Below are 255 nucleotides of genomic sequence, written 5' to 3' on the forward strand. Positions count from 1 at the left end.
GCCAGGCGGGCAGTTTGACTGGGGCGGTCGCCTCCCAAAGAGTAACGGAGGCGCCCAAAGGTGCGTTCAGTCTGGATGGAAACCAGATATAGAGTGTAAATGCATAAGCGCGCCTGACTGCGAGGCCGACAAGCCGAGCAGGGACGAAAGTCGGGATTAGTGATCCGGCGGTGCCGAATGGAAGGGCCGTCGCTCAACGGATAAAAGCTACCCTGGGGATAACAGGCTGATCCCGCCCAAGAGTTCACATCGACG

General features: G+C 58.8%; 1 rRNA gene. It reads left to right on the top strand.

Annotated features, from left to right (window positions below):
- Positions 1-255: ribosomal RNA gene (locus Afil_RS11680) — 23S ribosomal RNA — on the top strand; the annotation flags it as partial.

Origin of the sequence: Allobaculum fili, assembly GCF_020969955.1 — a bacterium.
GTDB lineage: Bacteria > Bacillota_I > Bacilli_A > Erysipelotrichales > Erysipelotrichaceae > Allobaculum > Allobaculum fili.